2 protein-coding genes are annotated in these 1105 nt (G+C 71.9%); both read left to right on the top strand.

The features are described from left to right. Nucleotides 1–926: DVU_1557 family redox protein (locus FVW20_RS20170; protein ID WP_372435016.1), on the top strand; the 926-nt coding region annotated here is incomplete at its 5' end. Further along, a partial coding sequence (locus FVW20_RS19835) for a hypothetical protein (RefSeq protein WP_231039176.1) occupies nucleotides 923–1105 on the top strand: 183 nt, incomplete at its 3' end. The genes FVW20_RS20170 and FVW20_RS19835, both read left to right, overlap by 4 nt.

The following is a 1105-nucleotide window of genomic DNA, read 5'->3' as shown; positions in this document are numbered from 1 at the left end:
CGCGCGGGGACGAGCCGCTGCGAACCACGGTGCGTGGCCTGCTGGCCGCGCGCGGGGTGGCGGTGCACGAGCCGGACCTGACCGGGCACCACACCGAATGCTGCGGCTACGGCGGCCTGATGGCCGAGGCCGACCCAGATCTGGCACGAACTGTCATCCAGCGCAGGGCCGATGCCTCGGACCTGCCCTTTGTCACTTACTGCGCCATGTGCCGCGACCGGCTGGCCGAGGCGGGCAGCCCCGCCAGCCACCTGCTGGACCTGCTGCTGCCCCCCCTGCCCGGAGTCAATCCGGACCCGGCAGCGCCCGGACCGCACATCACCGCCCGGCAGGAGAACCGCGCCCGTCTGCGCGACCGCCTGCTGCGCGAGGCGTACGGTGAAACTCCGCCCGATGCGGTGGCGTCGCTGACCCTGCGCATCGGGCCGGACATGCGCGTGGTCATGGAGCGGCGGCGCATCGTTGACGAAGATTTGCGCGGCGTGATCGCCGAGGCCGAACGTTCCGGGCGCTATTTCATCGACGCCGATACCGGCATGCGTCTGGCCTGTTTGCGCCGGGTGCGCGTCACCCACTGGGCAGGGTACGAGCCCGTGCCCGGAGGCGCTGGGGACGGGGCAGGGGGCGATGCCACGCCCGCCTACGCCATCCGGCAGGCCTATGCCCACCGCATGGTGCTGCCGCAGGGGCCGCCCGCCGGAGGGTGGAAGGAATCGTCCCATGAACCGGCCTACCTGCCCGCGTCGGGCAACTGGACCTGTGCCTGCGGCGGCGTGCCGCGCCCCTTGTCGGTGGAGCTGACCTACCTTGGCAGCACCTTCAACGTGCGTCTGCTGACCTGTCCGGACTGCGGGCAGGTGCTGGTGGACGAGGCACTGGCGCTGGGCAAGATGCTGGAAGTGGAACAACTGCTGGAGGACAAGTGACCGTGCCGTTTGGGCTTGATGCTGCGGCCTTCGTGCCGGGGGAAGCCGCGCCTGAGGGGGATGCTGCCCTTGCCGGGGACGGTGGCCCGGTCGCCGGGCTACGCGGTCCGTGGGAGCATCCGGCGCTACGCGGCCCGTGGGAGCATCCGGCGCTGCGCGCTGTGGCTGGCGCCACGCTG

Source organism: Nitratidesulfovibrio oxamicus (assembly GCF_015731765.1).
In the GTDB taxonomy this organism is placed as follows: Bacteria; Desulfobacterota; Desulfovibrionia; order Desulfovibrionales; family Desulfovibrionaceae; genus Cupidesulfovibrio; species Cupidesulfovibrio oxamicus.
Note: the sequence above shows the minus strand (reverse complement) of the source record. Positions and strands in the feature narration are given on the sequence as shown.